The organism is Actinocatenispora comari, assembly GCF_017312725.1.
Lineage (GTDB): Bacteria > Actinomycetota > Actinomycetes > Mycobacteriales > Micromonosporaceae > Actinocatenispora > Actinocatenispora comari.
In genome coordinates this window covers 57,004-83,928 of sequence record NZ_BOPO01000133.1, presented here as the reverse complement: position 1 = coordinate 83,928, position 26,925 = coordinate 57,004, and the positions used below count along the sequence as shown (strand labels likewise).

General features: G+C 73.2%; 22 protein-coding genes. 12 read left to right on the top strand and 10 right to left on the bottom strand.

Annotated features, from left to right (window positions below; all coding sequences use genetic code 11):
- Positions 1 to 102 precede the first annotated feature (102 nt).
- On the bottom strand, positions 103 to 729 hold the full coding sequence (locus tag NUM_RS33450; protein WP_225919024.1) for an RNA polymerase sigma factor: 627 nt from the start codon (positions 727 to 729) through the stop codon (positions 103 to 105).
- A gap of 216 nt (positions 730 to 945) precedes the next feature.
- Here NUM_RS33450 and NUM_RS33445 point away from each other — a divergent pair, with 216 nt between their 5' ends.
- A complete protein-coding gene (locus tag NUM_RS33445; RefSeq protein ID WP_225919023.1) occupies positions 946 to 1,416 on the top strand; it encodes a DUF3995 domain-containing protein in 471 nt (156 codons plus the stop codon).
- A gap of 99 nt (positions 1,417 to 1,515) precedes the next feature.
- Here NUM_RS33445 and NUM_RS33440 read toward each other — a convergent pair whose 3' ends face one another.
- The 4 genes from NUM_RS33440 to NUM_RS33425 all read right to left on the bottom strand — a co-directional run bounded on the left by NUM_RS33440 (position 1,516) and on the right by NUM_RS33425 (position 7,013).
- Positions 1,516 to 3,039 carry a DUF2218 domain-containing protein gene (locus NUM_RS33440; protein WP_207128926.1) on the bottom strand — a complete coding sequence of 508 codons (1,524 nt, stop codon included), beginning with the start codon at positions 3,037 to 3,039 and terminating at the stop codon, positions 1,516 to 1,518.
- A 27-nt stretch (positions 3,040 to 3,066) separates the two neighbouring features.
- Positions 3,067 to 4,497: an alpha/beta fold hydrolase gene (locus NUM_RS33435; protein WP_207128925.1), complete on the bottom strand. Its 1,431-nt coding sequence runs from the start codon at positions 4,495 to 4,497 to the stop codon at positions 3,067 to 3,069.
- A complete protein-coding gene (locus tag NUM_RS33430) occupies positions 4,497 to 4,760 on the bottom strand; it encodes a hypothetical protein (protein ID WP_207128924.1) in 264 nt (87 codons plus the stop codon). Before NUM_RS33430 ends, NUM_RS33435 begins: the two co-directional genes overlap by 1 nt.
- A 297-nt stretch (positions 4,761 to 5,057) precedes the next feature.
- Entirely contained in the window at positions 5,058 to 7,013 is a 1,956-nt protein-coding gene (locus NUM_RS33425; RefSeq protein WP_207128923.1) for an AfsR/SARP family transcriptional regulator, read from the bottom strand.
- Between the two features lie 107 nt (positions 7,014 to 7,120).
- Between NUM_RS33425 and NUM_RS33420 the strand changes: the two genes are divergently transcribed.
- The 7 genes from NUM_RS33420 (at position 7,121) to NUM_RS33390 (ending at position 13,248) form a co-directional block, all read left to right on the top strand.
- Positions 7,121 to 7,999, top strand: a complete 879-nt coding sequence (locus tag NUM_RS33420) for an alpha/beta fold hydrolase (protein ID WP_207128922.1) — start codon at positions 7,121 to 7,123, stop codon at positions 7,997 to 7,999.
- A gap of 291 nt (positions 8,000 to 8,290) precedes the next feature.
- Positions 8,291 to 9,340 (top strand): hypothetical protein, encoded by a 1,050-nt coding sequence (locus NUM_RS33415; protein WP_207128921.1) that lies wholly within the window; start codon positions 8,291 to 8,293, stop codon positions 9,338 to 9,340.
- Between the two features lie 168 nt (positions 9,341 to 9,508).
- Positions 9,509 to 10,237: a YqjF family protein gene (locus NUM_RS33410; RefSeq protein ID WP_207128920.1), complete on the top strand. Its 729-nt coding sequence runs from the start codon at positions 9,509 to 9,511 to the stop codon at positions 10,235 to 10,237.
- A 77-nt stretch (positions 10,238 to 10,314) separates the two neighbouring features.
- A complete protein-coding gene (locus NUM_RS33405) occupies positions 10,315 to 10,761 on the top strand; it encodes a DNA-binding protein (protein WP_207128919.1) in 447 nt (148 codons plus the stop codon).
- A 95-nt stretch (positions 10,762 to 10,856) separates the two neighbouring features.
- On the top strand, positions 10,857 to 11,666 hold the full coding sequence (locus NUM_RS33400) for an ABC transporter substrate-binding protein (RefSeq protein ID WP_207128918.1): 810 nt from the start codon (positions 10,857 to 10,859) through the stop codon (positions 11,664 to 11,666).
- Positions 11,663 to 12,481, top strand: coding sequence for an amino acid ABC transporter permease (locus NUM_RS33395; RefSeq protein ID WP_207128917.1), 819 nt, complete (start codon positions 11,663 to 11,665; stop codon positions 12,479 to 12,481). The genes NUM_RS33400 and NUM_RS33395 overlap by 4 nt, the downstream gene beginning before the upstream one ends.
- The gene (locus NUM_RS33390; protein WP_207128916.1) at positions 12,478 to 13,248 is read left to right on the top strand and encodes an amino acid ABC transporter ATP-binding protein; all 771 of its coding nucleotides are present in this window, start codon (positions 12,478 to 12,480) and stop codon (positions 13,246 to 13,248) included. Before NUM_RS33395 ends, NUM_RS33390 begins: the two co-directional genes overlap by 4 nt.
- Before the next feature lie 11 nt (positions 13,249 to 13,259).
- Here NUM_RS33390 and NUM_RS33385 read toward each other — a convergent pair whose 3' ends face one another.
- Positions 13,260 to 14,306 (bottom strand): suppressor of fused domain protein, encoded by a 1,047-nt coding sequence (locus NUM_RS33385; RefSeq protein WP_207128915.1) that lies wholly within the window; start codon positions 14,304 to 14,306, stop codon positions 13,260 to 13,262.
- 199 nt (positions 14,307 to 14,505) lie between these two features.
- The gene (locus tag NUM_RS33380; RefSeq protein ID WP_207128914.1) at positions 14,506 to 15,462 is read right to left on the bottom strand and encodes a GlxA family transcriptional regulator; all 957 of its coding nucleotides are present in this window, start codon (positions 15,460 to 15,462) and stop codon (positions 14,506 to 14,508) included.
- 92 nt (positions 15,463 to 15,554) lie between these two features.
- On the opposite strand from NUM_RS33380, the gene NUM_RS33375 reads away from it, so the two are divergent.
- Positions 15,555 to 16,385 (top strand): dienelactone hydrolase family protein, encoded by an 831-nt coding sequence (locus NUM_RS33375; protein ID WP_207128913.1) that lies wholly within the window; start codon positions 15,555 to 15,557, stop codon positions 16,383 to 16,385.
- Between the two features lie 52 nt (positions 16,386 to 16,437).
- Here the strand turns inward: NUM_RS33375 and NUM_RS33370 are convergent, their stop codons facing one another.
- The 3 genes from NUM_RS33370 to NUM_RS33360 are packed head-to-tail and all read right to left on the bottom strand — an operon-like array spanning position 16,438 to position 20,118.
- Positions 16,438 to 17,439, bottom strand: coding sequence for a substrate-binding domain-containing protein (locus tag NUM_RS33370; RefSeq protein WP_207128912.1), 1,002 nt, complete (start codon positions 17,437 to 17,439; stop codon positions 16,438 to 16,440).
- A complete protein-coding gene (locus NUM_RS33365) occupies positions 17,436 to 18,530 on the bottom strand; it encodes an ABC transporter permease (RefSeq protein ID WP_207128911.1) in 1,095 nt (364 codons plus the stop codon). The genes NUM_RS33370 and NUM_RS33365 overlap by 4 nt, the downstream gene beginning before the upstream one ends.
- A 1-nt stretch (position 18,531) precedes the next feature.
- Entirely contained in the window at positions 18,532 to 20,118 is a 1,587-nt protein-coding gene (locus tag NUM_RS33360) for a sugar ABC transporter ATP-binding protein (protein ID WP_207128910.1), read from the bottom strand.
- Positions 20,119 to 20,489: 371 nt separating this feature from the next.
- On the opposite strand from NUM_RS33360, the gene NUM_RS33355 reads away from it, so the two are divergent.
- The 3 genes from NUM_RS33355 to NUM_RS33345 all read left to right on the top strand — a co-directional run bounded on the left by NUM_RS33355 (position 20,490) and on the right by NUM_RS33345 (position 26,596).
- Positions 20,490 to 21,440 carry a hypothetical protein gene (locus NUM_RS33355; protein ID WP_207128909.1) on the top strand — a complete coding sequence of 317 codons (951 nt, stop codon included), beginning with the start codon at positions 20,490 to 20,492 and terminating at the stop codon, positions 21,438 to 21,440.
- Positions 21,441 to 21,726: 286 nt separating this feature from the next.
- The gene (locus NUM_RS33350; RefSeq protein ID WP_207128908.1) at positions 21,727 to 24,534 is read left to right on the top strand and encodes a DUF2961 domain-containing protein; all 2,808 of its coding nucleotides are present in this window, start codon (positions 21,727 to 21,729) and stop codon (positions 24,532 to 24,534) included.
- 40 nt (positions 24,535 to 24,574) lie between these two features.
- On the top strand, positions 24,575 to 26,596 hold the full coding sequence (locus NUM_RS33345) for a family 43 glycosylhydrolase (protein ID WP_207128907.1): 2,022 nt from the start codon (positions 24,575 to 24,577) through the stop codon (positions 26,594 to 26,596).
- The last annotated feature ends 329 nt before the right edge of the window (positions 26,597 to 26,925 follow it).

Sequence of the window (26,925 nt, the reverse complement as noted above, 5' to 3'; positions counted from 1 at the left end):
GGCTCGTCTCGGTGAGCCGCGAGCCGGGGTACGCGGCGTGCACGGCGCGCAGCCGCCGCAGGTCGTCGAGTTCGGCGACGGGCCAGGCGGGGTGGGGCCGGTTCACCGCGGCCTCCTCTCGGTCGGGCGGGCGTCGGCGCGGCCGGCGGGCAGTTCGACGCCGCCGGCCGGTGCCGGGGCCGGCGGGTCGGGAGGGGCGTCGGCGAGCCAGGCGCGGCGGAACATCCGGCGGGCCCGGAACAGCCGGGACCGTACGGTGCCGGTCGGTACGCCGAGCAGCTCCGCGGCCCGTGCCTCGTCCAGGCCCTCCAGGTCGCGCAGCATCAGCACCGCCCGGTGTTCGGGGGCGAGGCGGCGCAGCACGTCCGCGACGTCGACGGCGAGCGCCGGATCGCCCGGCGCCGGGATCTCGCCGAGCTCGGCCGGCACCGTCCGGGCCGAGCGACGCGCCACCCGGACCGCCTCCCGCACCGCGATCACCCGTACCCAGCCGAACAGCGCCTCCGGGGTGCGCAGCGAGCGCAGGTTGCGCAGGACCACGATCAGCGCCTCCTGCGCGGCGTCCGGCCCGTCCGCGAGCGCGATCGGGCCGCACAGCCGCCGCACGTACGGGGTGATCAGGTCGAGCAGGTCGTGCAGCGCCAGCAGATCACCGCGCTGCGCGCCGCGGACCACCGTCGCGATCCGCTCCGGTCCCGGCCGCGCGTCCCGGCCGTCGGCGGCGGTCACCGGCGTCGCCGCCGGCCGCCCGCGGGGCAACGATCCCTGGTTCGCACCGGCACCCTCCGTCTCGTCGGTGTACCGGGAAGGAGACTGCCGGACGGCGGAACGCTCCCCCCTGTGACGTGGTTCACCGAACGGATCGCGGCGGCCGTCCGGGCGCTCTGTCCGGACGAGATCGGGCCGGTCGAACCGCGACCGCGCGCCGGTCGCGAGGAGGTAGCGGTGAGGGTTCGTTCGATCGCCGGCGCCGTGGTGGCGTCGGTACTGATGCTCGACGGCGGTCTGCACACGTTCTGGGCGGTGTCCGGCAGCCCGTGGCCGGCGCACGACCACCATGCGCTGTCCGCCGGGCTGCTCGGCACGCAGGTGCCGTTCACGCCGCCGGTACTGGTGCCGCTCGCGGTGACGCTGTTCGGCGGCGCGGTGCTGGTCGCGGCGCGCGCCGGGCTGCTCGGCGCGGCAGGTCGGCGGGTGCCGCGCTGGCTGCCGTACCTGGCGACGCTCGCGGTGACCGGCGGCACCGCGGTACGCGCGGTCGCCGGGTTCGGTTGGCTGGTGACGGCGGATCCGGCGAGCACGTTCTTCCGCCTCAACCTGGCCGTCTACACGCCGCTGTGCCTGCTGCTCGCCGCCGCGGGGTTGGTACTGCTACGCCGGGAGCACCGCGATCCGGTGCCGGCGACACCGGGATGAGCCCCGCCGCGGTAGCCGACGGCGGGCGTCCGCCGCTCCGGCGACCCGCGGCCGGGCCCGGTCGAGGTGGCCCGGCCCGCACCGACCGGATCGTGCGCGTCACGCCGGCGCGGCGGCGGTGCGGTGGTGGGCGAGGGCGCCATGGGCCGGGCCGGCGTCGGCCGGTTCGGTGTGCACGATCGCGGCGGCCAGCCGAGGTATCGCGTGGATCAGCCGGTGCTCCACCTCGTGCGCGATCCGGTGCGCGGCGCCGACGGGCAGCGTGGCATCCACGGCGACGGCGAGCTCGGCCCGCAGGCTGTGCCCGACCCACCGGACCCGGACGTCGTAGGCACGGTCGACGCGATCGGTGCCCGCGGCGGCGCGCTCGATCGCCGCGACGGTACCGGGATCGACCGCGTCCATCAGGCGACCGAACACCTGCCTGGCCGCATCGACCGCGACGAAGGCGATCCCGACGGTGATGGCCAGCCCGATCACCGGATCCGCCAGCGGGATCCCGACCGCCACGCCGGCGGCGCCGAGGACCACCGCGAGGGAGGCGAAACCGTCGGCGCGGGCGTGCAACCCGTCGGCTACCAGGGCGGCCGAACCGATCCGGCGGCCGACGGTGACGCGCCAGCGCGCGACCAGTTCGTTGCCGGCGAAGCCGATCACACCGGCGGCGGCCACGACCCACAGCTGGTGGACCGGCTGCGGGTCGAGCAGCCGCCGTACCGCCGCGTAGCCGGCCAGCACCGCCGAGGCGGCGATGACCAGTACCACGACGACACCGGCGAGGTCCTCCGCCCGTCCCAGACCGTAGGTGTGGCGGCGGGTGGCGGCTCGCCGGCCGAGGACGAACGCGACCCCGACCGGCAGCGCGGTCAGGCTGTCGGCGGCGTTGTGGACCGTGTCGCCGAGCAACGCCACCGATCCGCTGAACAGCACGACCACCAGCTGCACCACCGCGGTCACCGACAGGGCAAGGAACGAGAAGACGAGGGTACGGACGCCACGCCGGCTGTTCTCGAGTGCGGTGTCGACGCGGTCGGCACTGTCGTGGCTGTGCGGCACCAGCGCGTGCCGGACCCTGCCCCAGACGCCACCGTGCCGGTGCGCGTGGCCGTGGTCACCGCCCTGGGCGTGAGCGTCCCCCGGACCGTGCGGGTGATCACCACCGTGCTGGTCGCGGTCACCACCGTGGTGGTCGTGCTCGCCGCCGTGGTGGTCGTGATCGCCACCGTGCCGGTCGTGCTCGCCACCGTGGTGGTCGTGCTCGCCGTCGCGATGGTCGTCGGAGCGGTGCCAGGTGACGGTCAGCTGGTCCCGGTTGCCGAACCGCTCGAGGTCGGACCCGATCAGCCGTTCGAGCTGCGCCAGGCTGGTCGCGTCGGGGGCCTCGATGCGCAGCACGAGGGCATCCGGCTCGGCGTCGAGCGTGCAGCGGCCCCGATCGAACTCCAGGGTGGCGGTGGTATCGGACTGTTCGACCCGCAGCATTCGGGGATGCGGTTGGCTCGCACCGCCGGCGTCGTGCCCGCCGTGACCGGGCCGATGGCCGATCGCCTGGGCATGCCGGCCCAGCTGGGTCAGGTAGCGGCCGGGTCTGCGCGTTGGTACCCGTGCTTCGGAGATGGGCATGGTGTCCGCCTTCTCGGAGGGGTCGGGTCAGGACCGGACGGCGATCAGCCGCCAGCCGTGGATGCCGGCGGGTCCGGCCGGGTTCGTCAGGACGGTGGGCGCGAGCGCCTCGATCCGCCAGCCGTCGGCGAACGTGGTCGCGATCTCGTCCGCGCCGACTCGGCGTGGCCCGCCGCTTCCCGGTTCCCGATCGCTGAAACACAGCATCAGGTACCGGCCACCGGGCGCGACGACGTCGCGCAGGCTTCGGACGTAGCTGGCTCGATCCTCGTCGCCGAAGATGTGGAACAGACCAACGTCGAGCACGGTGTCGTAGGTGTCCCCCAGTTCGGCCAGGTGATGGGCGTCGCCGAGCAGGAACCGCGCCGACAGGCCCCGGTGCTCGGCCCTCTGCCTCGCCGCGTGCAGGGCCGCGGGCGCGATGTCGACGCCGGTACTGTCCAGACCGAGCGCGGCGCACATCAGCACGTGCTCGCCGGTACCGCAGCCGACGTCGAGTACCCGGCCACGGATTTCGCCGCGGTCCGCGAGCTCCTGCATCGCCGGCTGTGGCCGGCCGAGATCCCAGTGCGGGGTGCCCGCGTACGAGTCGTTCCAGTCGCCCGCGTGCATCGACCCCGGCGACCCGCCCGGCCGGGCGTCGCCGCCGGGGTGGGCCGGTCCGGCACCGGATCGGTCGAGTGCAGCGGTCAGCTCACCGGCGAAGGCGTCCGGTGCGGACACGAAGCCGATGTGGCCGCCGGGAAGGTCGATCATCGGCCGGCCCAACCTGGCGGCCAGGCTGGCCGTCGCCGCCCGGCACGGGTGGTCGCCGCTGTCTCGACCGGCGGCCGGCACGATCCGGTCGGCGTGCGCGCCGAGGGCGGCGAGGTCGAGGTCGGCGGCCGGGTACTGGCGCAGCTCGTGCTCGAACCAGTACGCGACGTTCTTCGGGTTCTTCGGCGCGTGCGCCATGAACGTGGCGTCCGAGCCGGGGAACGTGCGGGACCGGAAGCGGGCCATCGCCACGTCGGGCCCGTCCTCGCGGTACCGGTCGTACACGCTGGCGAAGAACTCCAGCCACTGTTCGCCGCCGGTCAGCTGGCGCATCAGCGGCGGCTCGTGCGCCACGACGGCGGCCGCCACCTCCAGGTGCCCGGCCAGCACCGTGAGCGCGACGATCGCGCCCGAACTCGAACCGAAGAGGGTGGCCGGGCCGTTCCCGAGGTGCTCGATCAGTCGGCGCGCGTCGTCGGCGTCGGCGGCGAGCCGATCACGGTTCTCCGGCGGACCGTCGAGATCGCTGCGGGAGAAGCCGCGCCGGTCGTACCGGACGACCGTGTACCGCTCCGCGAGGTGCCGGGACACCATCCGGAAGACGTCGCCGTCGCCCCCGGCGCCGGCGATCAGGAGCAACGTCGGGCCGCTGCCTTCCGCCTGGAAGTGGAGCCGGGCACCGGGTACGTCGAGGTACCCCATCAGTTCTCCCCCTCCTGGACCGCCTGAGTGGTGGTCGAGCCGTGCCGCGACCGGTGGGTGGCGCCATGGGCGTCGTGCTGATGGTCGTGCCCGTGCTGCGGGTCGGCGCGCCGGCGGCGCCTGATCAGCAGCGCCGCCGCGACTCCGCCCGCCGCGACGGCCAGGGCCACGCCGTGCACGGCACCCAGCGAGATCGCGACCTCGGTAGGCAGCACCACGAAAGCCACGATGATCAGGACCTTTACGGCCAGGGCCACCGCCATCCAGCGCGGGCGTGGCCGGCCGATGCCGTGAAACCCCTTCACCGGCCGGCCTCCTCGACCGCCACGATGCCGTGTCCGTTCACTGCGCCCTCTCCTCGTCGTCGGAGCCGGTTCGATGGAAACGATTTTACGAGACAGTCTGTCTCTGTCAAATACATGTCGTCCTCATGGAGGGCAGAGTGTACCGCTCGATCGAGGGAGGGAGGGAGGGAGGGAGGGAGCCGGGCGGGTGGCGACCGCCGGCGTTCGAGAGCGGCGATGCCGCTCCGGTCCGGACGAGCCGTCGGACGGGCGCAGCTAACCGCGCAGGGCCGCGGAGAGCCGGGACAGGTGGTCGGTCACCGGGCCGAGGGTGAGTACGCCGCTGCCCGCGCCGGCGAGCTCCCCCGCCGCCGGTCGCAACGCGTCGCGCGCCCGGGCGATCGCGGTACGGTCGCCCAGCTGCACCGCGGCATCACCGACCAGGCACCACAGCGCCTCGGTCAGGTGGTTGTGCCGCGGCTCCGGTACCGATCGCAGCGCGTCGCCCGCCGCCGCGGTGCGGCCCGCCGCGAGCAGCACCAGCGGCCGCACCCACGGCAGGTACGGGCCCCAGTCCAGCTCCCCGGTCGGCGCCGGGATCGCGTTGCCACGCCGCACGCTCAGCAGCGCCAGCGGCAGCAACCCTCGCTGCAGGCCCGGCATCCCGGCGCCGTCGAGCAGCTCCGCCGCCCGCCGGTACGCGGTGACCGTGTCCTCCGGCGGCGCCCCGGCGATCGCCGAGCGCAGCGCCCGGTACCAGGTGGTGAACACCGCGACCAGCGGCGACTCGTACTGCCGGGCGATCGTGTCGGCGGCCTCGGCGTGCCCGTCCGCCGCGGCCAGGTCGCCCAGCCCGGCGGCCGCCTGCATGCCGATCAGGTGGCCGAGCAGTTCGTAGGTGGTCAGGCCGCGACCGGCGGACAGCTCGACCAGCTCGGCGCCGATCGTGGCGCGCGCCGCGGCCAGTCCGGTCCGGCCGAACGACTGCAGGAACAGTCCGTTGAGCGCGAACGCGAGCAGCGCCGGATCGCCGGACCGGCGGGCGAGCGCCACCGACTCCTCCGCCGCGGCACGTACCTCGGGTTCGCCGCCCCCGCGGGACTCGACCGCGATCGTGGCGAGCAGCCGGGCCCGGATCGCGGCCGGGCCCGCGGCCGGCAACCGGGCCAGGGTGCGCCGCGCCGCCGCGACCACCTCGGCCGCCTGCGCCTCGTCGTCGACCCGGGACCAGATCGCCGGCACGTCGTAGCCGCCGATCACCCGCGCGGTCAGCTCGACGTCGCCCAGCGCCTCCGCGGCGTGGATGGTATCCAGCCGCTGGGCCCGCGCCTCGACCAGCCCCGGCCCGCCGGTCACCGCGAGCGTGCGCAACAGGTCCACAGTGGACCGCAGCCGGGTGCGCACCCCGGGAACCGAGCGGTAGCTCTCCGCTGCCCGCAGCCAGACCCGCTCGGCGCGTTCCCCTTGCGTACCAGCGGATTCCGACTGGCGCAGGATGTCGGTCTCCAGCCGTCGCAGGGCGGGACCCGGGTCCAGCCCGAGCCGGTCGACCAGCATCGACCGGGCCCGGCGCAGTACCGCCAGCGCCTCGGCCTGCCGGTCGGTGTCGCGCAGCGCCGTGGCGAGCAGCGCCCACGCCCGCTCGCGCCACGGATGGTCGGCCAGGTGCGCGTCGAGGTCGGGTACCACCTCGGCGGCGCGGCCCAGGGCCAGCCTCGCGCTCGCGGACAGCTCGACCGCCTGCAGGCGCAGCTCGGTCAGCCGGATCCGGTCGGCACGGGCCCACGGCTCGTCGGCGAACTGCCCGTACGCCGGGCCGCGCCACCAGGACAGCGCCGCCGCGAGCCCCGCCGCGGCCTCGGCCGGCGCCGCGGTACGGGCGTCGCGCACGGCAGCCTCGAACCGGCTGGCGTCCAGTCGCTCGGTGGGCAGCCGCAGCGCGTACCCGGCGCCGGCGGTGACGAGCACCCGCGGTGCGGCCCGCGGCGGCCGGTCGGGTTCCAGCGCCCGGCGCAGGTCGCCGACGAAGGTACGGAGGGCTCCCGCCGGGTTCGCCGGCGGCACCGGCCACAGGTCGTCGACCAGCACCGACAGCGGCACCGACCGGCCGCGGGCGGCGACCAGCCGAGCCAGTACCGCCCGGTGCCGCGGCCCCTTCAACGCGATCTCGGCGCCCGCCGCGTCCCAGCCGGTGACCTCGCCGAGCACCCCCACGGTGACCGGACCGCTCACCGGCCGTCCCCCTCCGCCGCAAGGCGGTACTCGCGGCGCTGATCGGATACTGATCGGGCCGCGGCACGGTGGGTGCCGACACCAGCACCACGGAAAGGACGGCCAGGATGGCACCCACGATCACCGACTTCGAGTACCGCCGGGTACCGGTCGCCGACGGCGTCGCGCTCCACGTGGCGATCGGCGGCACCGGCAGCCCGCTGGTCCTGCTGCACGGGTTCCCGCAGACGCACCTGATGTGGCGGCACGTGGCCCGGGAGCTGGCCGGCGAGCACACCGTCATCTGCCCGGACCTGCGCGGGTACGGCGCCAGCGACAAGCCGGCCGGCACCGACGAGACGGTGTACGCCAAGCGCACCATGGGCAACGACGTGGTCGCGCTGGCCGCCGCGCTGGGACACGAGCGGTTCGCCCTGGCCGGGCACGACCGCGGCGCGCTGGTCGGTTTCCGTACCGCGCTGGACCATCCGGACCGGGTCACCCACTTCGCCAGCCTCGACGTGGTACCGACCCTGGACACCTGGAACGTGCTGCACGGGGTGTCCGCCGCCGTCGCCTTCCACCTGTACCTGATGGCGCAGCCGCCCGGCCTGCCCGAGCTGATGATCCAGCGCAGCGCGGACGAGTTCTTCGGCCACTTCCTCGACGCCTGGTCGAGCGAACCGGGCACGATCGAGCCCGAGTACCGGGCCGCGTACCTCGCGGCAAGCGCGCGGGCGGTGCCGTCGATCGTGGCCGACTACCGCGCCTCCGCGGGCATCGACGTCCGGCACGACCAGGCCGACGCCGACCTGGGCCGGCAGCTGCGGATGCCGGTCACCGTGATCCAGCAGGACTGGGGTGCCGCCCTCGGCTACGACGCGGCGGCGGTCTGGCGCGCCTGGGCGCCCGACCTGCACCACCTGACCACCAACGCCGGCCACTTCATGGCCGAGCAGGCCCCCGCCGAGATCGCCGCCGCGCTCCGCGACCTGCTGAGCCGTTAGCGGTCGCGCGGGCAGCAGCGCGGCGTCTGCCACCGGTGGCGTGCGCATGGCCCGATCGTAGCCAGCCACCGACCGCCCGCGTCCGAACACCGGTACCACGTCCGGGGTTCGGTGGCGGTCAGGTCGCCGGGCGACGCCCGGGCCGAGCGGCCGGAAACCGACGAAAGTCGCGGGGTGGGACCCGAGCGGCACGACCTTCGGTGGTACCGGCCGCGACCATCTCCGGTGGTGCGCGGCACGGTGCGGCTGCTGGGATCGGTGGCAGCCGGTCGAACGCCGAAGGGGGCAGCCATGACATCCCACCCACCGGGCCGCAAACGCGCCGCGCTGACGCTGGTCGTCCTGACGCCGGTGATCGCCGAGCTCGGGCTGGGCAGCACGCCGATGCACTTCGCGTACCTGCTGCTGCTGTGGCTGCCGATCTACGGGTTCGGCGTGCTGCTGATCCGCGAGTCGGTACGCCGGTTCGGTGGCGGCTGGCCCAGCCTGGTGCTGCTGGGCGTGGCGTACGAGGTGGTCGAGGACGGCATCGGACTGCAGGCGCTGTCCAGCCCGCACCTGTACGGCGCGGCCGGCATGGCGCCGCGACTGTTCGGCCTCAACACCGCCTACTGGGAGCTGAACCTCGTCTACCACGTGGTGTTCAGCGTGCTGATCCCGATCGCGCTGACCGACCTGCTGTTCCCTGCCCTGAAGGACCGCCCGTACCTGCGGCGCGGTGGACTGGCCGGCGTCGGCATCGGCGCCGTCCTCGGCGTCGGGCTGTTGCGCGCGGCCGTGCCGCCCAGCCAGGACCCCGGCTACACCGCGCCGCTGTGGGTACTGGTCGGCTGCGGGACCGTCGTCGCGGTGCTGGCCGTCCTGGCGCTCGCGGTACTGCCCCGGCGCGCCCCGGCCGGTCCCCCCGGTGCCGGCACGGACCGGGCCCGGGCCCGCGTGCCGGGGGCCACCGGCGTGCCCCGGCCGTGGCTCACCGGCGTGGCCGGCGCCGTCGGTACCGCCCTGTACCTGGGGCTGTTCTTCGTCCTGAACCACGGGGCACGGCCGGCGTCCCCGCACGGGACGTGGGCGCTGGTGCCGATGGCGGCCGTCGCGGTGCTCGCCGTCGCCGCCTGCTGGCTGCTCGCCCGCTGGTCGCGCAGCGCCTCGTGGCACGACCGACACCGGATCTGGTTGCTCGGCGGCGCGCTGGTCGCACACTCCGTGCTCGGCGCCGTCGGCATGGTGCACCAACCGGTCGACCGCGTCGGGCTGCTCGTGCTCGCGGCCCTCAGCGTGGCCCTGCTGGCCCCGCTGGCCCGCCGGCGTCCCGCGGTGCCGTCGCGACCCGTCCGGGTCTGACCGCCCGATCGGGGCCGCCGGCCCGGGATGCGGCGACCGGGGCTGCCGCCGGCAGCGGCACCTCGCGCGCTGGCCCTTCGGCGCACCACCGCATCGGTACGCCCTGCCGCCGGCCGGAGCGTACGGGCGGCAGGGTCCGACCCCGGGCGTGGTGCCAGGATCGTCGGTATGGACTTCGAGCCGGTCACCGCCACCGCTGCCCGGCCGGTGCCGTTCGCGCTGCTGGCGCAGGAGTGGCGGGACGTGACGTTCCTGCACTGGGCGGTGGCACCGGACGCGGTCGCGCCGCTGCTGCCGCCGGGACTGCGGCCGGACCAGCACGAGGGACGCACGTACGTGGGGCTGGTGGCGTTCCGGATGGTGCGGGTGGGACCGCCGCGGCTGCCGGTGCCCTACCTCGGCACGTTCGCCGAGACCAACATCCGGGTGTACTCGGTGGACCGGCACGGCCGGCGCGGCGTGGTGTTCCTGTCCCTGGACGCGGGTCGGCTGCTGCCGGCTCTGGTCGGCCGGTACGTGACCCGGCTGCCGTACCGGTGGGCCGCGATGCGGCTGCGCCGGGAGCCGGACGGCACGGTGCGGTACCTGTCCCGTACCCGGTGGCCGGGGCGCGGCACCGTCGACCGGCTGGCGGTCCGACCGGGCGAGCCGATCGGGACGCCGACGGCGACGGAGGCGTTCCTGACCGCGCGGTGGGGGCTGCACACCCGGATCGCCGGCCGCACCCGGTACCTGCCGAACGTGCACGAGAGCTGGCCGCTGCGCCGCGCGGAGCTGCTGGACCACGACAGCGGGCTGGTCGCCGCCGGTGGCCTGGCCGAGGCCGGGGCCGAACCGGTCAGCGTGCTGTTCTCGCGCGGTGTCTCGGTGCGCTTCGGCCCGCCGCTGCGCGCGTGACCATCGTGGTTTGGTTTGAACACTCCGTTGAAAACGAACGGTTGACAACACCCCGTTGTCGCAGGCACGCTGGTGGCATGTCCAGTACCGAGGATCCCTTCGTCGCCCCCGAACCCAGCCGCGCCCGCGCCGAGCGGGTGTACTCCGCGCTGCTGCGCATCGGCGAGCGGCACGCGGCGACCGACGCCCAACGGGCCCGGCAGGTGCACCCGTCGATGCTCGCCCCGCACGAGGCGGTGCGGCTGGTGTCGTTCCTGCTCAGCGGCGCCGCGCAGGCGGACGCGGCGGAGCCGGAGGTGGACCGGGCCGACATCACCGCGGCGCTGAGCCTGCTCCCGCTGGTCCGCTCCGAGCTCGACGAGCTGGAGGGCGGGCTGCTCGCGATGGCCCGCGGCCACGGCCTCACCTGGGCGCAGATCGCGTTCGGGCTCGGCCTCGGCACCCCGCAGGCCGCCCGCCAGCGGTACGAGCGGCTCGCCGGCCGGATCGCCGACCCGCAGGCCCAGCAGGACGTCGCACGGTAGCCGTCGACGCAATACATCCATCGTTTCCTGATATTGCGTTTTTCTCCGTCCTGTCGGCATGATCACTGCACCTGCCGCCGACGGACGGAGAAACCATGCGACGTCCAGCGCTCGTGGTACTGATCGCCGTGGCGCTGGTGCTGGCCGGCACCGGCTGCGCGACGTCGAAGGGTGGCACCGGCGCGGACGGTGTCCATCTGGTCAAGGCCGGCACCCTCACGGTGTGCACCCACCTGCCGTACGAACCGTTCCAGTACAAGAACGACGCCGGGAAGATCGTCGGGTTCGACATCGACCTGATGAACCTGGTGGCGAGGAAGCTCAAGGTCAAACAGTCCATTGTGGACACCCCGTTCGAGGGCATCAAGTCCGGGCAGGACCTCAACTCCGGGATGTGCGACGTGGCCGCCGCCGGCATGACCATCAACCCGGAGCGGCAGAAGGTGATGGACTTCTCCAGCCCGTACTTCGACGCCAACCAGGCGCTGCTGGTGCGCTCCGGCAGCCACTACGACTCGCTGGACTCGTTGCGCGGCAAGAAACTCGGCACCCAGGCCGCCACCACCGGCGAGGAGTACGCGAACCAGCACGCCAAGGCGGCCGGCTACACCACCGTGTCGTACAAGGATCTGGCCGCGCTGCAGCAGGCGCTGGCCACCAAGCAGGTCGACGCCGCGATCGACGACCTGCCGGTGATGACCACCTACGTCAAGCACCACCCGGCCGGATTCACGGTCTCCGCGCAGTTCTCCACCGGTGAGCAGTACGGCTACTCGGTGAAGAAGGGCGGCAACCCGAAGCTGCTCGCGACCATCAACCAGGTGCTCGCCGCCGCGCACAAGGACGGCAGCTACGAGAAGATCTACGCCAGGTGGATCGGCGGCAAGCCCGGCGGCGCGTCGTGACCGTCGCACCCGGGCCGCCGCACCGGCTCACCCGCCGGCAACGGCAGCGCACCACCCGGATCGTGCAATACGGCGTGTTCGCCGCGGTGGTGCTGCTGGTCGTGTTCACCGCGAACTGGCGCGACCTGCAGCAGGGGTTCTTCCGGCCGGACGTGGCCGCCTCGATGTTCCCCGGCGTGATCTTCCCGGCGCTGGTCAACACGCTGCTGTTCACCCTCGGCGCGTTCGTGTTCGGCCTGATCGTCGGTACCGTGCTGGCGTTGATGCGGCTGTCCTCGGTGCGGGTGTACCGCTGGGTGGCCACCGGGTACGTCGAACTGTTCCGCGGGCTGCCGGTGCTCGTGGTGCTGTTCGCCGTCGGGTACGGGATCCCCATCGCGTTCCCCGATCGCGCGATCCCCGGCGGCGTGTACGGCAAGATGGCGCTGGGGCTGGGTCTGACCGCCGCCGCGTACATGGCGGAGACGATCCGCGCCGGCATCCAGGCGGTACCGCGCGGCCAGCTGGAGGCGGCCCGCACGCTGGGCATGTCGTACACCCGGGCGATGGTGTCGATCGTGATCCCGCAGGCGTTCCGGATCATCATCCCGCCGCTGACCAACGAGATCATCCTGCTCACCAAGGACAGCTCGCTGGCGTACGTGCTGGGCGTGACGGCGACCAACGTGGAGATCACCAAGTTCGCCTCCGACGTGCTCAACACCCGGGTCAACGCCACCCCGCTGGTGGTCGCCGCGCTCGCCTACCTGGTGATCACGTTGCCGCTGTCCCAGCTGGTACGGCGGCTGGAGCTGCGGGCGGCGAGGGCGCGATGACCGACGCGGTGGTGGTCGAGGGGCTGGTCAAGTCGTTCGGTGCGACCGAGGTGCTGCGTGGCATCGACCTGTCGGTGGCTGCCGGCGAGGTGGTGTGCGTGATCGGGCCGTCCGGCTCGGGCAAGTCCACGCTGCTGCGCTGCATCAACCTGCTGGAGACGCCGTCCGCCGGCCGGATCTGCACGCTCGGTGTCGAGATCACCGATCCGGACTGCGAGCTCGACGCGCTGCGCCGCCGGATCGGCATGGTCTTCCAGCAGTTCAACCTGTTCGGACACCTGACCGTCCGGCGCAACCTGACCGTCGCGCAGCGTCGGGTGCTGCACCGCGGCCGGGCCGAGGCGGACCGGGTCGCAACCGACGCGCTGGCCCGGGTCGGCCTGGCCGACAAGGTCGACGCGTACCCGGCGCACCTGTCCGGCGGGCAGCAACAGCGGGTCGCGATCGCCCGGGCACTCGCGATGGGTCCGGAGCTGATGCTGTTCGACGAGCCGACCAGCGCGCTGGATCCGGAACTGGTCGGCGAGGTGCTCACGGTGATGCGCGAGCTGGCCGAGGGCGGCATGACGATGCTCGTCGTCACGCACGAGATGGCCTTCGCCCGGCAGGTCGCCGACCGGGTGGTGTTCATGGACGGCGGGGTCATCGTCGAGTCCGGCCCGCCGGACGAGGTTCTGGTCGCGCCGCGCGAGGAGCGCACCCGCGCCTTCCTGCACCGGGTACTGGACCCGACCGGTCTCACCGAGGCGGAGCTGGAGGGCGGCTGACCCGGCAGCGATCAGTCGACGACCTCGCCGGTGCTGTCGCGGAGCTCGGACCGTTCGACGTGAACGGTCAGCGGCAGTCCCGGCACCGGGTGGTCGCCGGCAATCGGGCGCAGCGCGTCGGCGACCGCGGCGACCGCGGCCTGCGGCAACCGCAGCGTCAGGTGGTGGTACGGCTTGTCCGGCTGGCGCGGGGGATACTCCCGAAGCCGGAACGACGTGCCGGGAGCGAACCGGACGCGATGCGTCGGCCCTGCCACGAGCAGGGACCGATCGTGTGGCAGCCTCGCCTGGATCATGCGGCGCAGCGAGTCGACCTCAGCCGCGCCCACCGTCACGATCGCCGCTCCGTCCACCACCGACCACCGAACGTCCATGACGAGGCGGTTGGTGTCCGAACCGTCCGCGGCGCTGCCGGCCGCTGCGGCGGCGGCGAACTCCGGATCCGTCAGCGCGCTGGCTCGGCCCGGCTCGGTGACGGACAGCGAGAACTTCGCCGCGAACAGGTCCTGGAACGAATCCATCCGCCACAGCTCGGCGGCCTGCACCTCGTCCAGGGTCAGCCCGACCACTTGCAGGAAACCCACGTCACCGTGCGGCGTGTCGATCCAGGGCAGCTCCGGGTCATCGACGAACATGACCGCACGCAGCCGCGTGTCGAGGTCGGGCGCGATCGGACCGCTCAACCTCACGGGCTGGCTCGACGACCATGCGTCGATCTCGGCCTGGTGTTCGGCCAGGTACCAGAGCAGGTTCAGCGCCCAGGCCGGCGGCTCGGTCTCGGTCGGCGCACGCGCCACCCGGAAGGTGAACTCGAAGCCGCACCCGGAATGCCGGTGGTTGTCGGACGTCTTCTCGTACAGCTCGGTCATCCCGTAGCTGATCAGGTGCCAGTGCGGTACCGGCTCGATGCGCGGGTACGCGCTGATCTGTTCCAGCGCCGCCGCACCGGTGGGCCCGGCGGTGCCGGCCGCGCCGGCGCGCAGTGGCTCGCGGTCCCCGTACAGCCCGGCCAGCACACCGTCGATCGCGTCCCGACCAGGCGCCCCGCGGTCTGCCACCGTGTTCCTTCCGCCCCGCCGCGGCGGGAGCCAGTCGTGTCGGTCGCCCGCCAGGGCCCCGATCACCCGCCGTGACCCCGAATTCTGGCATGCCCGAGGGGCAGGTGTCACGGCGCGCGTCACGCTGCGGTCCGGCCGGATGGTCCACGCAAGCCGGTGGTGGCGGATCCGTGTCCGTCGCCGGGCGGGGGTGGCGGGGTCAGGGTCGGCGGAAGGTGGTGCGGTGGGCGCTCGGGCGGCGGCCGGTGTGCCGGGCGAACAGCGCGGCGAACGTCCCGGCGTCCCGGTAGCCGACCGCCGCGGCGATGCTCGCCACCGTGCGGTCGGTGGTCTCCAGCAGGTGCCGGGCCCGCCGCACCCGGGCCGTCTGCAGGTACTGCAGCGGGGTCTGTCCGGTCTCCGCGGCGAACCGGCGCAGCAGCGTGCGGCTGCTGGTGTGGCAGGCGGCGGCGAGCCGGCCCAGGTCGTACCGGTCGGCGAGGTGCCGGTCGAGCCAGCGCATCGCCCGGTGCGAGAACTCGGTGCCCGGCCGGGGCAGCAGCCGGGCGTCCACGTACGGCGCCTGCGAGGAGCGGGCGTCGTCGAGCAGCGCGACGCGGGCGGTGCGGCGGGCCACCCGGGCGCCGCTGTGCCGGCGCACCAGCGCGAGCGCGAAGTCGTACATGGCGCTGAACGCCGCGGTGGTGGTCACCCCGCCGTCGGTGACGACGAGCCGGTCGGCCAGCACCTCGACGCCCGGGTACCGCCGGGCGAGTTCGGCCGCGAACAGCCACGCGGTGGTGACCCGCCGGCGGTCCAGCAGACCGGCCTCGGCCAGTAGGAACGCGCCGACACAGATCGACACGACGGCGGTACCGGTGGCGGCGCGGTCGCGGATCAGCGCGAGCTCGGGGCCGAGGGCGGCGAGCCGGGCGGCGGTGTCGATGTCCGGGCCGAGCTCGAACCCGGGCACCACCAGCACGTCCGCCTCGCGCGGCGGGCCGACCGCGAGCGGCACGCCGCCCGCCGCGACGACCCGGTGCCGGGGCGAGACCACCGACACCTCGAACCCCGGCCGGTCCGGGCCGGCCACCCGGGACGCCATCGTCAGCAGGTCGGGCACCCCGAAGACCTCCGAGGCGAAGCAGCCCGGGTACGCGAGGACACCGACCCGCACGCCGCCCCCCTCCGAGCAGGTGGCGAGATCGCCGCCAGACCTGGCGATCCCGCCACTGCCCAGCGTACGGCGTCGCCGGGCACGCTGTCGACATGACCACCGCGCAACGACCTCCGGACGACCCGATCACCGACTTCACCCGCCGCCGCGTCGACGTGGCCGGCACCGTCAAGACCGTGTACGTCGCGGGCACCGGTCCCGCCGTCGTGGTGCTGCCGGAGATGCCCGGCATCAGCCCGGACGTGCTGCGACTGGCGCGCTGGATCCGGGACGCCGGCTGCACCGTTCTCGTCCCGTCGCTGTTCGGGGTCGACGGCGCCTACCCGACCGCCGAGGAGGGCACCGCGGTGTTCAGGCGCACCTGCGTCAGCGCCGAGTTCCGCGCCTTCGCCGGCGGCGGTACCAGCCCGGTCACCTCCTGGCTGCGCGGTCTCGCCCGGCAGGCACACGAGGAGTGCGGCGGCCCGGGGGTGGGCGCGATCGGGCTCTGCTTCACCGGAAACTTCGCGCTGACCATGACGCTGGAGCCGGCGGTGATCGCGCCGGTGGTCAACCACCCGTCGCTGCCGATCGACGATCCGGCCGGCATCGAGCTGTCCGCCGAGGATGCGGCGGCGGTCCGGGAGCGGGTCGAGCGGGACGGACTGACGGTGCTGAGCTACCGGTTCGACAACGACAGGTGGTGCACCGGCCAGCGGTTCGCCGCGTACCGGAGGCTGCTCGGCGACGCGTTCGACGGCCGGGTGCTGCCCGGCGACCGCGCGAACCCGGCGCCGCCGGAGTTCTTCGCCGACGTCGTCGGTACGCCGCACAGCGTGGTCACCGCGCACCTGGTCGACGAGGCCGGGCACCCCACGATCCAGGCCCGGAACGAGATCCTCGCCTTCCTCACCGAACGCCTGCTGCCCGCGCCCCGACGCTGACGGGTACCGGAGCGCCGCGGTGGCCGGGTCGCACCCGGCCACCGGCGACGGCTCAGCGGTAGCGGCTGAAGTCGTTCTGCTTGTACAGCGCGGCGGCGTTGGCCGGGGTGACCGCGACGATGTCCAGCGTGCTCTTCTTCGCCACCTTCTGGTGGTGCAGCAGCTTCTCGACCGTCGCCGCGGCCTCCTTCGCGCAGGTCGGGTAGATGAACGTACCGGCAAGCTGGCCCTGCTGCACGGCGCGGATGCCGCCGTCCGGGATGGCCAGCCCGTCGGTACCGATGAACTTGATGGACTTCTGTTTGCCGGCCGAGGATGCCGCCAGGTAGCCGCCGAGCGCCATCGGGTCGTTCTGCGCGTACACCAGGTCCAGCTTCTGGCCCTGGGCGAGCCACTGCCCGGTGATGCGGGTCGCGTCGTCCTTGAGCCACTTGGCTTCCCGGTGCACCACCAGGTGGATCTTCGGGTTCGCCTTGATGGCGTCCCGGAACCCCTTGTCCCGGTCGATCTGCGGCTGATCGGACAGGATGCCCTGCAGCTCGCCGACGTTACCGCCGTGCGGCAGCAGGCTGACCGCGAGCTGGCCGGCCTTCTTGCCGGCGACGTAGTTGTCGCCGCCGATGAAGGCGGAGTAGCAGTCGGTGTTGACCGACCGGTCCAGGATCACCACGGGAATCTTCGCCTTGCACGCCTGTGCGACCGCCGAGGTCAGCGGCGCCGGCTCGTTCGGCGACACGATCAACGCGTCGACCTTGCGCTGGATGAACTGCTGCACCTGGGAAACCTGGGTCGCCGAGCTCTGCTTGGCGTCCGCGATCGGCAGCAGCTCGACGTCCTTGTACTTCTCCATGAAGTACTTCAACTGGATGTTGAGCTGGGCGCGGTAGGGCTCGGCGTTGTTCGACTGCGAGTATGCGACGACGAAGTGGCCGGACTTGCCGGCGCTGGCAGGGGTCTGCGCGGTCGACGCGCACCCCGCCAGTACGGTGCCGGTCGTGGCGAGCGCCACGGCCAGCGCGAGAGCGCGCGGCCGGGCGATGGCACGGGTTCTCACGAGGACCTCCCGGTTCTGGCAGTGATCCGTCGAACGAAGTGGGCCAGGCTGCGCAGCAGGTCCGGTCGTTGCAGCACGACCGCCACCACCACGATGCAGCCCTTGATGATCAGTTGCAGGTTGTCCGAGACGGCGTTGAGCCCGAGGACGTTGTCCAGCAGGGTGAGGATGAGCGCGCCGACGAATGTGCCGACCACCGAACCGCGGCCACCGGCGAGGCTGGCACCGCCGATCACCGCCGCGGCGATGGCGTCCAGCTCGTACGAGGTGCCCGCGAGCGGGTCCGCCGAAGCGCTGTAGGCGGCGTCGATCGGCCCGGCGAAGCCGGCCAGCAGTCCACACAGGACGAACACGGCGATCTTGACCCGGTCGGTGTTGACGCCGGAGAGCCGGGCGGCGGTCTCGTTGCCGCCGACCGCGTACACGTGCCGGCCGAACCTGGTCTGCGACAGCAGGAGTTGGCACAGCACGCACACCAGCACGAAGGCAAGGACCGGGTAGTACACGCCGGCGCCGAGGGTGCCGGCGAACAGGTTGTGTCCCGGGGTGCCGAACAGCTGGAACGTGTTCGAGTGACCGGTCAGGGCGCCGTTCGGGCCGGCGACCTGGGTGCCGACGCTGACGTTGTCGGACAGCTGCCGGTCGATGCCGCGAAACACCGACAGGGTGGCGAGCGTCATCACGAACGGCTGGATCCGCAGCCAGGTCGAGCCGATCCCGTTGACCAGCCCCATCGCGGCGCCGCACAGCATGCACAGCGGCAGGATCACGACCGGCGGCAGGTCCTGGTTCACCAGCAGCATCGCCGACACCATCGAGGCCAGACCGAGCATCGAGCCCACCGACAGATCGATCCCGGCGGTCAGGATGACCAGCGTCTCGCCGACCGCGAGGATACCGCGCGAGGCGAACGCACCGACCGCGTTCGTCAGGTTGGCCTGGCTCAGGAACGTGTCGCCGCGGGTGACGATCCCGAACGCCACCACCAGTACCAGCCCGACGTAGCCCTGCAACGACCCCAGGATGGACACCGCGCGCCGCCACCCGGCGACCTGTACCGGCGCGGCAACCCCGGTCACCTCACCCGTCACGTCACCTCCCCTCCCCCGCGCGGGCACCACCGGACGCGGCACCGGCGAGTACGGTTCTGCGGGCCATCGCGGCGGTCAGGATTGCCTCCTGGCTGGCCTCGTCGGAGTCCAGCACGGCGGTGACCCGCCCCTCGCACAGCACGACGATCCGGTCGCACAACGCCAACAGCTCGGGCATTTCCGAGGAGACGAGCAGGATCGCGGTGCCCTGCGCGGCCAGCCGCCGGCAGATCCCGTGGATCTCGGCCTTGGCGCCGACGTCGATGCCGCGGGTCGGCTCGTCCAGCAGCAGCACCGACGGGCGGGTCAGCAGGCACTTGGCCAGTACCACCTTCTGCTGGTTGCCGCCGGACAGGGTGCCGACGACCGCCTCACCGCCCGGCGTGCGTACCCGCAGGGCGGCGATCTGTTCGTCCACCGCGCGGCGTTCGGCGCGGCGGTGCACCCGCCCGTACCGCCGGAACCGGCGCAGCGCCGCGAGGCTGGCGTTGAACCGTACGGTGTTGTCGAGCACCAGGCTCTGCGTCTTGCGGTCCTCGGCCACCAAGGCCAGCCCGCGCCGGATCGCGGCCCGGGGCGAGGACGGCCGGTACCGGCTGTCGTCCAGGCTGATGCTGCCGCGCACCGCCCCGTACACGCCGTACAGCGCCTCGACGACCTCGGTACGGCCGGCACCCATCAGCCCGGCGAGCCCGACGATCTCACCGGCCCGTACGGTCAGGTCCACGTCGTGCAGGCCGGCGCGGCCGGCGGCCGGATCGGCGGTGACGGTGAGCCGCTCGACCCGCAGCCTGGTCCCGGCGACGGCGTCCGGTGCACCCTCGCCCGGGTACATCTCGCCGAGCGGGCGGCCGACCATCATGCCGATCAGCTCGGCTCGGCTGGCGTCGGCCATCGCCCGGGTACCGACGCCGGCGCCGTCACGCAGCACGGTGACGGTGTCGGCGATCTCCTCCAGCTCCTCCAACCGGTGCGAGATGTAGATGACCGCCACGCCGCGCGCGGTCAGCGTTCTGATCACCCCGAACAGCCGGCGTACCTCGGTGTCGGCCAGCGCGGAGGTCGGCTCGTCCATGATCAGTACCCGCACGTCCACCGACAGCGCCTTGGCCAGCTCGATCAGCTGCTGCTCGGCGATCCGGCACTGCCGTACCGGCGCGCGCGGGTCGAGGTCGAGACCGACCGCGGCGAGCAGTTCGGCGGCGCGGGCGCGCATCCGGCGCTTGTCGATGGTGCCGAACCGGGTCCGGGGTTCGGCACCGAGCAGGATGTTGTCGGCGACCGGCAGGTCCGGTACCAGGGTGAGCTCCTGGTGGATCATGCCGATGCCGAGGCGGTGCGCGTCCCGCGGCGAGTGCGGCCGGACCGGTCGGCCGGCCAGTTCGATACTGCCCTCGTGGTCGGTCAGCGCCCCGGACAGGATGTTGCACAGGGTCGACTTGCCGGCGCCGTTCTCGCCCAGCAACGCGTGCACGGTACCGGCGTGCACATCGAGGTCGACGCCGCGCAGCGCCCGGACGCCGGGGAAGCTCTTACCGATGCCCCGCACCGACAGTGCGGGGGGCTCGTCGTCGGGGATCGGCGGCATGGCGCGCCTCCTAGGGGGCGGGTCACGCGGTCGGCGGCGCGGCCGACCGAAGACAGCACAGCCAGAGGAAATCGATTTCTGATGAGAAGCTAGGCGTTGCACGCAAGTCGTGTCAAGGCGCCGCGAAAACTCCCGGAAACCAGCACGAATCGGTTGACGGGGCAGCGACGAGGCACTACGGTTGCGCACCCTCGTTCCCGCCCAACGGCGACACCACACTCCGGTCGCCACCGAAGGTCTCGGCGGCAGGCCCGCCGACGCCCACGTTCGCGGGAATCCCCGCACGATCCGTGGGCACTTCCTTACAATATATACGGATGAAACGTATAAAAGCGTCTTATCGGTCACAGCGACACGTGTCAGGAGGCTGCATGCGACATCCGGCTCTCCGCCTGCCCGCGGCGGCAGCGGCGGCACTGCTGGCCGCCGCGGTACCGGCCGCGGCGCTCGCCGCGCCGCCCACCGCCGTCCAGTCGTGGACCAGCGACCTCGCCGACGGCCAGCAGGTCAACACCGAGTACTCCGGCGGCGCGCTGCGGATCCACCACACCGGTTGGCATCCCGCCTCGTCCGGCGGCGGCGGGTACGCGAGCGAGATTCTGCCGGCGCACACCCTGAGCGCACCGGCCGACACGGTGCACGCCACCGCGGTCGCCCGCACGCCGAACGGCACCACGGTGACGCTCGAGGTCCGGGGCCGGTCGTCGGATGGCCGGTGGACCGGCTGGCAGCCCGGCACGGACGCGCACTTCGACACCGCGGTACGCCAGGTGCAGGCCCGCGTGACGCTGACCACGACGATCACGAGAACGCCGGTGGTACAACGGATCCGGGCCGAGGCACGCAACTCCGGCGAGAGCGCCCGGGCGCCGCGAGCGGCGGCCACCGCGCACGTCTTCGCCACCCGCGAGGGGCTGGTCGGCGGCACCACCGCGAACGGCCACGTCATCACCAAGAACGACCATTTCGTCGCGCTGCCGTCCGGCCGCGGGCTGTCGCCGAAGGGCAGCGACGACTACTCGGTGCACGTGTGCAACCCGGCCACCGGCACCTGCCTGGACCAGCCGGTGTGGGACGTCGGACCGTGGAACACCCACGACGACTACTGGTCACCGCCGGCCAGCCGGGAACGGTGGCAGGACCTGCCGCAGGGCACGCCAGAGGCGCAGGCCGCGTACGACGACGGGTACAACGGGGGCAAGGACGAGTTCGGCCGGTCGGTGGCGAACCCGGCCGGCATCGACCTCGCCGACGGCACCTTCGCCGACCTGGGGTTGAGCGACAACGGCTACGTGGACGTGAGCTTCCTCTGGACCGGCTGATCGCCCCGGTCTTCGGCGCCGGCCGTACTGCCGCCGCATCGCCCTGCGCGCCCGACGGGCCGGAGCCGGGACAGGCTCCGGCCCGTCGGGTGTGACCGCGCCGGCACTGGTGACGCCGCGTGGTGCCCGGCCGGTGCCGCAAGCCTGGACCGCGCGCCGGATTTGCACGCCGTGATCGGCTCTTGACACGTTTGTGGCGGTAACGCTAGTTTACCGAGAAATCGATTTCACCTCCTTTCCGGCCTCGCCCCCTCGATGCCTTGGTTCGCCCCTCGGAGGTTTCGTGATGTCCGCATCCCCGTGGTCGCGCCGCCTCGCGACCATCGCCTCGGCGCTGGTCCTCGTCGGCGCCGGCGCACCCGTGCTCGCCACCGCCGCACCGGCCGCGGCCGACCCCGCACCGCACGCCGCGGCGGAGCTCGGCCCGGTCGGCTGGGACACCTACCGCCATCCGGAGCGGCTGGCGGAGCTGCCGACCGGCAGCCGCACCGCGCAGTTCTCCAGCTTCGACCGCACCGGCGGCAACGGCGACGGCTTCGACGGCACGTACTCGTGCCTTCGCACCACGGGCGACGGTTGCGTGATCGCCGAGCGCACCGGACCAGGCGAGATCGACTCGATCTGGTTCACCCGGGACAACGGTGACGTCAGCCGGACCGGCAACATCACGGTGACGCTGGACGGTACCGACGTGCTGCACGCGCCACTGCAGGACGTGGTCGACGGCAAGATCGGCGCGCCGTTCGTGTATCCGTTGGTGGCCAACGCGTCCCAGAGCTCCGGCGGGGTGTACATCGACGTGCCGATGCCGTTCGCGCACTCGATGCGGGTGACCACCGACGCGAACCCGCTCTTCTACCACGTGACCTACCGGCAGTTCCCGGCCGGCGCGCATGTCGCCCGGTTCGACCCGAGCGACCGGGCGAGCGACGTCCTCACCACCCTGGCCGCCGCCGGTACCGCCGATCCCAAGCCGGCGCAGCCCGGTGCCCGCACGGCGCAGCACACCGTGGACGTCGCCGCCGGCCACACCGCGACCCTGGACACCGAGCAGGGCCCGGGCGCGCTGACCGCGCTGCGACTGCACCTGCCGCAGTTGACCGCGCCCGGCGGCGACCCGGACGCGGTCGCGCACACCGACCGGATCCTCGCCCACGTCCGGCTGCGCATCAGCTTCGACGGCGAGCGCACGGTCGACGCCCCGCTCGGCGAGTTCTTCGGCACCGGCCTCGGGCTGTACCCGGTGCGCTCGTTGTACTTCGGGGTCGACCCGGACGCGCGGACGCTCACCAGCTGGTGGCTGATGCCGTACCGGCAGAGCGCGACGGTGCAGCTGGTGAACTCCTCGGACACCGCGATACGCGGCGGCGACGTGTCCGTCACCGCGGCGCCGGCCGACCACTGGGCGCGCGATCTCGCGCCGGGCGGACCGGACGGGTACTTCCGCGCCACCGCGCACCGCGCCGGCACCGTCGACGGGCGCGACCACACGTTCCTCGACACCAGCGGCCGGGGCCGGCTGATCGGCGTCAGCCAGACCATGATCGGCAAGATCACCAGCGGGAACCTGCGCGACTACCTCGAAGGCGACGAGCGGCTGTACGTCGACGGCAGCGCCAGCCCCGCCATGCACGGCACCGGAACCGAGGACTTCTACCAGAGCGGCTGGTACTTCAACCACGGCACCTACACCGATCCGCTCAACGGCAACACCGGGCACGAGACGCAGACCGCGGGCTGCGCGTACGACTGCACCAGCGCCTACCGGCTGCTGCTCGGCGGTGGGCCGGCGTTCGGCAGCTCGATCCGGTTCGGCATCGAGCACGGCCCCGGCGACCACGATCCGGCCACCTACGGCTCCACCGCCTTCTGGTACGGCCAGCCCACCGGCACCGCCCGCTGGACCGACCGGATCACCGTCGGCGACGCCGCGAGCGAGGCGGCACACCGCTACCACGCCCGTGATTCCGCCGGCCCGCAACCGCTGACCGGCACGTACGAGGGGAACGACGGGACGCCGACCCCGTTCACCGTCCCGGTACGGGCGAGCGCCACGGCGGTGTCGTTCCGGCTCGCCGTCGATCCGGACAACACCGGCGTACGGCTGCGGCGCACCAGCGATCAGCAGCACGCCTACCAGCAGGTACAGGTCGCGGTGGACGGCGCCGACGCCGGCACCTGGACCCAACCGCTCGCCAACACCGACCACCGGCTGCTCGACGACGAGTACGTGCTGCCGGCGGCGCTCACCGCCGGCCGCAGCACGGTGACCGTCACGCTCACGCCGGCCGACGGCGCGCCTTCCTGGACCGCCGCGGCGTACCATGCGCTGTCGATCGTGCCGCCGTTCACCGACCGGACCACACCCGGCCGGGTCGGCGGGGTGCAGACCACGCCGGCCTCCGGCGCGGTGTCGCTCGCCTGGCCGGCGACCACCGACGACGTGTACCAGCCGCGGTACCAGGTCTACGGCTCCGACACCGACGGGTTCACGCCTGGCCCGGCCACCCTGCTCGGCAGTACCGAACTGCCGGCGTTCGCCGACACCGGTCGCGGGCCCGGCGAGCACCGCTGGTACCGGATCCGGGCGGTCGACGCCGCCGGGCACCGCGGCGCGTTCTCGGCCCAGATCGCCGGCACCGCAAGCAACACGCTGGTGGTCGAGGCGGAGTCGCTGCTGCCCCCGGTGTCCAGTACCGCCGGCGTGGTGGCGCAGTCGGACTGCTGCGGCGTGCACTGGTCCGGCTCGGCGCAGCTGTGGTTCACCCCGACCGCAGCGGGCAATGGGGTGACCGTGTCGTTCACGGTGCCGACCGCCGGTTCCTATGCGCTGCAGGCGGTGCAGACCGAAGCGCCCGACTACGGGACCACCACGCTCGCCGTCGACGGCGAGCCGGCCGGCGAGACGTTCGACGGGTACCACGCCGGGTCCGTCGCGGTCGGTGATCCGTTGCCACTCGGCACGAAGACCCTGACCGCCGGCACGCACACGCTGACGCTGACGGTCACCGGAAAGAACGACGCCGCGACGAACTACTACGCCGGTCTCGACTACCTGTCGCTGACCCGCACCGGCGCAGCCCGCTCCGGCTGAGCCCGCTGCGCGCCGGACCGATCCACCGAGGAGGCACCGGATGACACCGATCTCGCGCCGGAATCTGCTGGTACTGGGTGGACTCGGAGGCGCCGGGGTGATGCTGCGGGCGGGCGCCGCGACCGCCGCTACCCGTGCTGCCGTGCGCAGCCACGACGCACCGGCGGGCACCTGGGTGGGCGCCGGCGACCTGGAGCACGTCTACGACGCATCCGTTCCGGGCGCGCCGAAGTACCTCAACGACCACACCGTGATCCGGGCGCAGGACGGCAGCTGGCACCTGTTCGGCATCATCGGCGACGCCGCACCGCCCGGCCGGTTTCCCGACGGTGCCAAGGAGATCCACTTCGCGCACGCCACCGCGCCCGCCCTGCACGGGCCGTGGACGACCCTGCCGGACGCGCTCACCGCGGATCCGGACTACTTCGGCGAGGTGCACCTGTGGGCGCCGCACGTGGTGTACCACGACGGTACGTACCACATGTTCTACGCGGCCGGTGGGGTCGACGACTCCGCGATCAACCTTGCCACCTCCACCGACCTCACCACCTGGAGCCGGGTACCGACCGGGCCGCTGTTTCGCGGCCTGGTGGCGCGGGACCCGTACGTGGTGCGGATCGGCGAGCAGTGGGTGATGTACTACTGCGAGCTGGCCGCCTGGCACTCACACCACATCGTGGCCTGCCGTACCAGCACCGACCTGCGGAACTGGAGCGCACCGCGGACGGTGTTCACCGACGCGGCGACCGACGACGTGTCGGCGTCGGTCACCGAGTCCCCCTTCGTCCTGCAGCGCGGGGACTCCTGGTACCTGTTCATCGGGCCGCGCAACGGCTACGTCGGTACCGACGTGTTCGTCAGCACCGATCCGTTCGCGTTCGCACCGGGCGAGGATGCCGGGCACGTACCGACACACGCGGCCGAGGTGGTCGACGACGGCGACGACTGGTGGGTCACCGGCGCCGGGTCGTTCGAGCACGGGATCTACCTCGCGCCGCTGCGGTGGCGGTCGACACCGCCGGTCTGGCAAGGTCCGGCGAATCCGGCGGTGGCACTCGACGCAACCGGCACGCTGACACTGTTCGCCCTGTCCCGCAACGACTCCAGCATGATCGTGCGACAGCAGACGGACGCCGGCTGGACCGACTGGGCGCCGTTCGGCCCGGCCGCCGACGCGGTACCGGCGCTGGGCCGCAACGCCGACGGCCGGCTGGAGGCGTTCGCCGTCGTCGCCGGAACGCTGCGGCACCGGCGCCAGCGCGCCGACGGAAGCTGGCTCGGTTGGGTCGATCTCGGCATCCCGGCCGGCTCGGTACCGGCACTGGACCAGCACGCCGACGGCCGGCTGGCCGCGTTCCTGCTCGACCCCGCCGGTACCGGCATCAGCACGCTGTCGCAGACGACGCCGGGTGGCGACTGGGGCGCGGCGAACACCTTCGGCGGCCCGGCCGGCGCACCACCCGTGGTCGCCGCCAACGCCGACGGCCGGCTGGAGGTCGTCGCGCTGGGCCCGGACGCCGCGTACCTCGCACACCGCTGGCAGAACACCCCGAACGGCGACTGGAGCGACTGGGACGCCACCCTCGGCCCCACCCCGGCCGGCTCCGCGCCGTCGATCGCGCGCGGCGTCGACGGCCGGCTGACGGTGTTCGCACTGGCCCCGGTCGGCGTCGGCGTCAACGCCCGGACCCAGACCACCCCGAGCGGCGGTTGGGGCGACTGGGGCGGATTCGGGTCCTGGTCGGACGCGTCGCCGACCGTCGCCGCGAGCGCGGACGGCAGGCTGGAGGCGTTCCTGATGCCGCCGGGCGGGGCGATTCTCACCCACCGCTGGCAGAACGGCGACGGCAGCTGGTCGGCGGCCGAACAGTTCGGTACCGGGGACTTCGCCGGCGCACCCGGCCTCGGCAGCGACGTCGCCGGCCGGCTCCACCTGTTCGTCGTCACCCCGAACGGCGTGGTCCGCAGCCGCGCCCAGCTCGCCCCGAGCTCCGGCTGGGGTGACTGGCAGACGCTGCCCGGCCCCGCCGTCGCCGTACGGCCCACCAACTCGCCCACGTGACCGCAACCAGCCGACGGCCGGTCGCCGGTGAAGGTGGTGGCCGCCCGGCTCTGCCCGGTACGCGTGGAACCGCCGGTTGAGGGCCCGCCCGCCGGGTACGGGCGAGGTGACGCCGGCGTTCGCGGTCGGGGCGGGCGCCGCAAGGAGTGCCGCGACGTGGAACGGGCAGTCACAGGTGGGCAGGCTTCCCTGTCCTTGTTGGCGTGGGCGTCCGGCCGAGCCGCGAGACAAGAACGGGAACACCGGGTTTCAGACGGCTCCGCGGAGTATGCGTCAAGCAGAGCGCGGTTGGTCCCTCCCGTCGCCGGGCGCCCGATCGCTCGGCCGAC